Below are 6915 nucleotides of genomic sequence, written 5' to 3' on the forward strand. Positions count from 1 at the left end.
CTCCACTTTCTTTTTTTTACACTTTTTTAAGCCTGGAGTTGTACCCAAGCCCGGCTGAAGGGGACGGACTCGAAATCCGTTAGGAGTCGTAAGGCTCGCGTGGGTTCGAATCCCACCAACTCCGCTTGTTTTGGCATCTGCATGGGCAGATGCGTTTTTTTATGGTCGTAGACTCCGGTCTGCGGCTTTTTTGTTTGTGTCAATCCGGCGAAAAACAGCTAATCCGGTGACTAATCGGGAATCTTAATCATATAGACTGTGATGGCGCAAAGGGAAGGAGAGGAGCGTCATGGATTGGATTGACATATATATCGATGAGGTCGTGCGACACGTTCCACCGAAGCGGCGCGAGGAAGCCGCTGTCTCGGTTCGGCAATCGATTGAGGCGGCACTGCCCGACCAACCGTCTGAGGCAGACGTAAAACGGGTGTTAGCAGAGATTGGGCATCCGGCCGTCGTGGCCGCGCGTTATAAGGAAGGCCAGTATGTCATCGGCCCACGTTTTTTCCCCGTGTATGTGACTGTCGTCAAGCTTGTCGTTCCCATCGTCTTAGCTGTCGTTTTCTTCGGGCTTGTATTTGCTAGCATGCCGACGTTCTCAGGGTCGCTTATGCCGACAGTCGGCACATTTTTGACGAACATGTTCGATGCGTTATGGGATGTCGGGATTCAGCTCGTGTTTTGGATTACGCTTGTCTTCTTTTTGATTGAGCGCTATGCACCCGATGATGTACCGACGCCAGATATGAAATGGGATGTGTCCAAGCTGAAAGAACGGGTGAAGGGCGGTCGAATCAGTAAATTTGACGCAGGGTTCGGATTGTTTTGGACAGCCGTGTGGTTTGGCGTGTATATTAATGCCGAACAGTTACTAGGGATTTATGAATCTACGAACGCGGGATTCAGGATGATCACTCCCATCTTCAATCAAACGTTCCTAATGGATGTGATTTGGTTATTTGTGACCGTCATCTTGCTTCAAGTCGTACTCGGGGTATGGAAATGGATGAAAGGACATTGGACGTATGCGCTCGCTTCGTTTAATTTGATCTACAATATTGCCTCGGCAACGTTCATCATCTGGATGGCGAGTTCTCCACAGTTACTCGATCCACGCTTTTTGAATTGGCTAGAGACAAATGTCCCGAACGGGGTCAATTCGTTTGAATGGGTGTTCGGATTGGTCGTCGCCATCACGATTTTGGCGGCCGTGTTCGATTCTGTCGATGGATTCCGAAAGGCTCGGAAGACGCCGACGTACCGGAAACCTCATATCGCCCACACATAAAAAGAAGGTGCACCGCTCAAGTGAGCAGTGCACCTTCTTTACTTATCTGACTTTCGCTTCACGAGCGATCGTCAATTGTTTCTCGATTTTCTCAAGGATGAGTTCGACCGAGTTCGGGTCGTTAATCAAGTCATACTCTTCGATTGAGAGACGAAGTACCGGGCAAAGGTTGAAGTTGTTGATCCACTCCGTATAGCGCGCGTACATCTCTTCCCAATATGTGATCGGTGTTTGTTGCTCCATCTCACGTCCGCGCATTTGAATGCGGTCGAGCACTTGCTCGAACGAACCTTCGAGATAGATGAGCAAGTCGGGATGCGGGAAGAACGGTGTCAGCACCATCGCTTCAAACAAACTCGAGTATGTCTCGTAGTCAGTTGGAGACATCGTCCCTTTTTCGTAGTGCATTTTGGCGAAGATTCCTGTATCTTCATAGATCGAACGGTCTTGGATGAAGCCGCCGCCGTATTGGAAAATCTTCTTCTGTTCTTTGAAGCGTTCAGCCAAGAAATAGATTTGAAGGTGGAAGCTCCAACGCTCGAAGTCATGATAGAATTTATCGAGATAAGGGTTTGTATCTACTTTTTCAAGTGAAGTTCGGAAGTTGAGGGCATCGGCAAGTGAGTTCGTGATTGTCGATTTACCGATTCCGACCATTCCACCGATCGTGATGATCGTGTCATTCGGAATGTTGTATTTTTCATTCAGCGTCATTTGATTTGTGCTCCTTTAGTCAATTCTAATTCACGTTCGATCGTTGCGAGGACGTGCGTCAAATCGTCCGGGTTTTGGACGAAGTCGAGTTCATCTCCACTGAACGAAAGAATCGTCACTTCGGGGTGTGTCGCGCGGTATGATTCGATGAACGTTTCATAATCGCGGGCGAGCTGTTCGAGGTAGTCGCGAGACATATTCTCTTCTACTTCACGTCCACGCAAGGCGACACGTTTCATTAACGTCTCGATGCTGGCGTGTAAGTAGATGACGACATCAGGCTTTGGCATATCGTGTGTCAAAATCTTATAGATTTGCTCATATTTGTTCAAATGAGCTGGTCTCAGGGAACGGTGGGCAAAAATCAAGTTTTTGAAAATATGATAGTCCGAAACGACGGATTGCTGTTGACTCAAGTGGTGTTTGTGGATATCGTCTAATTGCTTGAAGCGATTACAAAGGAAAAACATTTCCGTCTGAAAGCTCCATTCGTCGATATCTTCGTAAAACTTGCCGAGAAACGGATTCTCTTCTACAATTTCATTCAGCATCTGCATTGAAAAGTGCTGACTGATGATATGGGCCAGTGACGTTTTCCCGACACCAATCGGTCCCTCTACCGTTATAAACATATGATGTCATCCTCCATTATCCAAAGTGCAAGTTCCATTCTAGCATACAATGAAGTGGATAGGGCGAGCGAAATGATTTTCATTTTTTTTCATAATAAGTAATCAGAAACGGAGTGTGTATATGGAACGAGATGAACGATTTATGAGGCTCGCCATAGAAGAAGCAAAGAAGGCGGAAGCAATCGGCGAAGTCCCGATCGGATGCGTCATCGTTAAAGGTGATGAAGTGATTGCCGCGGGTCATAATCGCCGAGAAACGGACTTATTGGCAGCGGCCCATGCCGAAATGATTGCGATTGAACAGGCGAACCAGGCGCTCAGCAATTGGCGTTTGGAGGATTGCGAACTGTTCGTCACGTTAGAGCCGTGCCCGATGTGTGCGGGGGCCATCGTGCTGTCTCGAGTGAAGCGTGTCATCTTTGGTGCCCATGATCCGAAGGGAGGGTGTTGCGGTACGCTCATGAACCTCGTTCAAGACGAACGCTTCAACCACCAAGCCGAAGTGACACAAAATGTTTTAGCAGAAGAGTGTGGGGAGTTGCTAACGATTTTCTTCCGAAACCTTAGAGAAAGGAAGAAGCAGGCGCGGCTTGAACAGAGAGGTTGCAACCCATCTGATTAAACAGTATAATGTAATAGCACTCAACGTAGTGCCTAACTTCATTTACCCATTTGCCGTGCTAGGCGGGGAGGTAGCGGTGCCCTGTAACTCGCAATCCGCTATAGCGAGACTGAATCCCGATTCGAGGGAGTGCATTGGTGTGGCCTGTCCTCGTGTAAGTGGCGTTGACGTCTGAGTCCTGCGCAACGGTCACCCATGAACCAGGTCAGGTCCGGAAGGAAGCAGCCTTAAGTGGTGACGTACCGTGTGCCGCAGGGGTGCTTGGGCCGAGCAAACTGCATGAGTAACGCACATTGACGTGCTTTCAGAAATCGGTGCGCGGCAGATTTATTTAATAACTTCAATCTACGGCCCCAGGGTTGTAGATTTTTTTGTATGATGAAATAGAGAATGTAAGGAAGAAAGGAGGCGGGGACATGGCGTATCAAGCGTTGTATCGGGTTTATCGTCCGCAGTCGTTCCAAGAGGTTGTCGGTCAAATTCATATCACACGTACGATTCAAAATGCGTTGCTTGAGGAACGAATGTCACATGCCTATTTGTTCTCGGGTCCACGAGGGACCGGGAAGACAAGTTTGGCGAAAATTATCGCGAAAGCCATCAACTGCGAGACAGCACCCACACGAGAACCGTGTAACACATGCCCGACTTGTATCGCAATCACGGAAGGGACGAGCCCGGACGTGTTTGAAATCGATGCGGCTTCAAATAATGGGGTCGACGAGATTCGAGAAATTCGGGATAAAGTCAAATATCCGCCTTCTCAAGCGCGCTTCAAAGTATATATCATTGATGAAGTGCACATGCTTTCAACTGGGGCGTTCAACGCCTTATTGAAAACGCTGGAAGAACCACCGGCGCATGCCATCTTTATTTTGGCGACGACAGAACCGCATAAAATTCCGGCAACTATCATCTCACGTTGCCAGCGCTTTGATGTGAAACGGCATGAAGTCGGTCAATTGCAAACACGTATGGCATATATCTTGAACGATCAAGATTATGACTATGATCCAGAGGCGCTCAAGCTGATTGCTCGTGCTGCCGATGGTGGGATGCGCGATGCGCTCAGCCTACTCGATCAAGCGCTCGCTTTTAGCGATGGCCGTTTGACCGAAGACGCTGTTCTAGAAGTGACCGGCGCGGTAACGGATGATGCTCTACTTGATATGGCTTATGGCTTACAACAGAAGCAACTCGATCAAATTTTGAGTACGTTGGAAACGATGCTTCGTGAAGGTAAGGATTTGAAGCGATTCATTGAAGATCTCGTATTCGTTCATCGTGATGCTTTACTATTAAAGGCTTCACCTCAAGCCGTCGATTTACTCGAACGCGCCCGTCCGACAGAGACGTTCCGACAATTTGTTGAAGCGACGTCGACGGACGAGTTGTTCCAAGTGATTGAAGAGTTGAATGACTGTCAGCAACAGATGCGATTATCAAACCATCCGAAAGTCTTAGTTGAGTTAACGTTTATTCGGATTGCTGAACAAGGACGGACGATGACAGAACAGATGAAACAACTTCAAGAGCAGGTCCGTGAACTGAGTCGCGAGTTGAATGAAGTCAAGAAAACGGGTGTCCCTGCAGCGGAAGCAACAGCGGAGAAACCGAAAGTTGCCAAGCGAACTCAAATTCGAGTCCCGAAAGAACGTATTCGTCAATTATTGCAACGAGCGGAACGCCAACACTTAAACGCAATCCGTGATAGTTGGGAAGACATCATGGGGAATATTCGCACGCAAGATGGTCCGATTTTTGCACTGTTCTATGAGAGTGAGGCTGTGCTTTGTGCTAGTGACACCTTACTGGTACAATTTAAAGATGGGATGACGTGGCATTACGAGCAGGTTAGCTCGAACGGTCGCACGCGAGACGTGATTGAACAAGCCTTATTCGAAGTGACGGGGATTCGTCGAGAAATCATGGCTGTACTCGAGACCGATTGGGTTGAGTTGAAGAATGAGTTCATCCTTCGTAAACAAGCTGAACGTTCGGATCATAAGGAAGAGGAAGTGGATGAAGAAGATCCACTTGTCTCAAAGGCCCTCGAACGTTTCGGTGACGTCGTTGAAATTGAAGAAGTTTAAAAGGAGGCGCTCTACATGCGTGGAATGGGAAACATGAACAACATGATGAAGCAAATGCAGAAAATGCAGAAAGATATGGCGAAAGCTCAAGAAGAATTGAAAGACTTAACGGTCGAAGGTACAGCAGGCGGCGGCATGGTTAAAGTAGTCGTTAGCGGACATAAAGAAGTGCTTGATGTCATTATTGCTGAAGATGCTGTGGATCCAGACGACGTCGAAATGTTGCAAGATCTTGTGTTGGCAGCGGTCAACGACGGGATGAAACAAGCTGACCAACTAGTTAATGATAAAATGGGACGTTTTACGCAAGGGATGAACCTTCCAGGTTTTTAAGTGAAGAAAGGAAAGATGCGAGTTGCAATACCCTGAAGCGATCGGACGTTTGATTGAAAGCTTTACAAAATTGCCGGGCATTGGTCCGAAAACTGCTATCCGTCTAGCGTTCCACGTACTTGATATGGAAGAAGAAGATGTATTGACGTTCGCTAAGGCGCTTCTCAGTGCTAAGCGTGATATTAAATATTGTACGGTGTGTGGACACATTACAGATGTTGATCCATGTGCAATTTGTACAGATTCGCATCGTGATGAGACGGTAGTCTGTGTCGTTCAAGATTCTAGAGATGTGATTGCGATGGAGAAGATGCGAGAGTACCGCGGGAAGTATCATGTCTTGCATGGAGCGATTAGTCCGATGGAAGGAATTGGTCCTGAAGACATTAACGTCTCGAGTTTGTTAACACGTCTCCAAGAAAATGAAGCGATTAGTGAAGTCATTTTGGCAACTAACCCGAACATTGAAGGGGAAGCGACTTCGATGTATCTATCTCGACTTTTAAAACCGACCGGTATCCGTGTAACACGTCTTGCTCACGGGTTGCCCGTGGGTGGCGATTTGGAATACGCGGATGAAGTGACATTATCTAGAGCGATGGAAGGTCGACGGGAACTATGAAGTGGTTTCGTAAACCTTTACGCTATGGTTACGATCAAAGGTTTTTGTCGGAGTTGTTAGATGCTAAGGCGAAGTACGAATCGAAACGTCACATTCTTGAAGTGAGCATCGAAGATACCGGTGAGTTAGCAGCCCAAGTAAAACAAGCGGAAACCCTATACTTCTTTTATTTGAAAGAAGCGAAGCGACGCAATGTTTCACTGTCTAACTTAAGGTCGTGAGGCGAGATATTCCATCTCGCCTTTTTCTATGCTGAATCACTCTAGCAAATACATCGAGCATTTTTTCTCTATATATCGAGCATTTTTTCTCTATATAATGAAGGAACTAGAATTATATGAAGAGATTTGAAGCGATAGACAATTGAAATGAAAAATAATTTAAAGTTTTTCTAAAAAAGCTATTGTGTATTTAAAGTTTTATTGATATATTAATAGACGTCGCCGAGAGCGGTTTTGAAAATCGAAAAAAAGATATTGACTTCTAGTTGATAGCTTGTTAAGATATTTAAGTCGCCAAGAACGACAGACGAACTTTGAAAACTGAACGATGAGGCAAAAAAAGTTTTACAATTTTTGAATGAAGCGCAAGCTTCGTCATTTTTAAAGAGC

The 6915-nt window shown here is 46.5% G+C and carries 9 protein-coding genes, 1 tRNA gene and 1 other RNA gene; 8 read left to right on the top strand and 3 right to left on the bottom strand.

The genetic code is table 11. The features are described 5' to 3' along the window. The first annotated feature begins 34 nt into the window (after positions 1-34). A tRNA-Ser gene (locus KNP68_RS14785) sits at positions 35-124 on the top strand. Positions 125-289: 165 nt separating this feature from the next. Next, positions 290-1288 carry a hypothetical protein gene (locus KNP68_RS14790; protein ID WP_214800057.1) on the top strand — a complete coding sequence of 333 codons (999 nt, stop codon included), beginning with the start codon at positions 290-292 and terminating at the stop codon, positions 1286-1288. 42 nt (positions 1289-1330) lie between these two features. Here KNP68_RS14790 and KNP68_RS14795 read toward each other — a convergent pair whose 3' ends face one another. Together KNP68_RS14795 and KNP68_RS14800 are read right to left on the bottom strand one after the other, a co-directional pair. Then, positions 1331-2002, bottom strand: a complete 672-nt coding sequence (locus KNP68_RS14795) for a deoxynucleoside kinase (protein ID WP_021065290.1) — start codon at positions 2000-2002, stop codon at positions 1331-1333. After that, positions 1999-2634, bottom strand: a complete 636-nt coding sequence (locus KNP68_RS14800) for a deoxynucleoside kinase (RefSeq protein ID WP_029596452.1) — start codon at positions 2632-2634, stop codon at positions 1999-2001. The genes KNP68_RS14795 and KNP68_RS14800 overlap by 4 nt, the downstream gene beginning before the upstream one ends. 121 nt (positions 2635-2755) lie before the next feature. Here KNP68_RS14800 and tadA point away from each other — a divergent pair, with 121 nt between their 5' ends. The 6 genes from tadA (at position 2756) to KNP68_RS14830 (ending at position 6525) form a co-directional block, all read left to right on the top strand. Then, positions 2756-3256 carry a tRNA adenosine(34) deaminase TadA gene (gene tadA, locus KNP68_RS14805; protein ID WP_058765163.1) on the top strand — a complete coding sequence of 167 codons (501 nt, stop codon included), beginning with the start codon at positions 2756-2758 and terminating at the stop codon, positions 3254-3256. A gap of 53 nt (positions 3257-3309) precedes the next feature. Then, positions 3310-3578: signal recognition particle sRNA large type (ffs, locus tag KNP68_RS14810), an RNA gene on the top strand. 94 nt (positions 3579-3672) lie between these two features. Then, positions 3673-5349, top strand: coding sequence for a DNA polymerase III subunit gamma/tau (dnaX, locus tag KNP68_RS14815; protein WP_214800059.1), 1677 nt, complete (start codon positions 3673-3675; stop codon positions 5347-5349). A gap of 15 nt (positions 5350-5364) precedes the next feature. Then, positions 5365-5682: a YbaB/EbfC family nucleoid-associated protein gene (locus KNP68_RS14820; RefSeq protein WP_021065286.1), complete on the top strand. Its 318-nt coding sequence runs from the start codon at positions 5365-5367 to the stop codon at positions 5680-5682. Positions 5683-5704: 22 nt separating this feature from the next. Continuing rightward, complete coding sequence (gene recR / locus KNP68_RS14825) at positions 5705-6304, top strand: recombination mediator RecR (RefSeq protein WP_214800062.1); 600 nt, start codon at positions 5705-5707, stop codon at positions 6302-6304. After that, on the top strand, positions 6301-6525 hold the full coding sequence (locus tag KNP68_RS14830; RefSeq protein ID WP_214800063.1) for a YaaL family protein: 225 nt from the start codon (positions 6301-6303) through the stop codon (positions 6523-6525). The genes recR and KNP68_RS14830 overlap by 4 nt, the downstream gene beginning before the upstream one ends. 209 nt (positions 6526-6734) lie before the next feature. On the opposite strand, the gene KNP68_RS14835 is transcribed toward KNP68_RS14830, so the two are convergent. Continuing rightward, positions 6735-6915: hypothetical protein (locus KNP68_RS14835; protein WP_214800065.1), on the bottom strand; the 181-nt coding region annotated here is incomplete at its 5' end.

Source organism: Exiguobacterium sp. s50, assembly GCF_018618175.1.
Taxonomy (GTDB): Bacteria; Bacillota; Bacilli; order Exiguobacteriales; family Exiguobacteriaceae; genus Exiguobacterium; species Exiguobacterium chiriqhucha.

Coding starts and splice junctions, on each gene's coding strand:
- KNP68_RS14790 (WP_214800057.1), top strand. CDS start 290: ATGGATTGGATTGACATATATATCGATGAGGTCGTGCGACACGTTCCA.
- KNP68_RS14795 (WP_021065290.1), bottom strand. CDS start 2,002: ATGACGCTGAATGAAAAATACAACATTCCGAATGACACGATCATCACG.
- KNP68_RS14800 (WP_029596452.1), bottom strand. CDS start 2,634: ATGTTTATAACGGTAGAGGGACCGATTGGTGTCGGGAAAACGTCACTG.
- tadA (WP_058765163.1), top strand. CDS start 2,756: ATGGAACGAGATGAACGATTTATGAGGCTCGCCATAGAAGAAGCAAAG.
- dnaX (WP_214800059.1), top strand. CDS start 3,673: ATGGCGTATCAAGCGTTGTATCGGGTTTATCGTCCGCAGTCGTTCCAA.
- KNP68_RS14820 (WP_021065286.1), top strand. CDS start 5,365: ATGCGTGGAATGGGAAACATGAACAACATGATGAAGCAAATGCAGAAA.
- KNP68_RS14830 (WP_214800063.1), top strand. CDS start 6,301: ATGAAGTGGTTTCGTAAACCTTTACGCTATGGTTACGATCAAAGGTTT.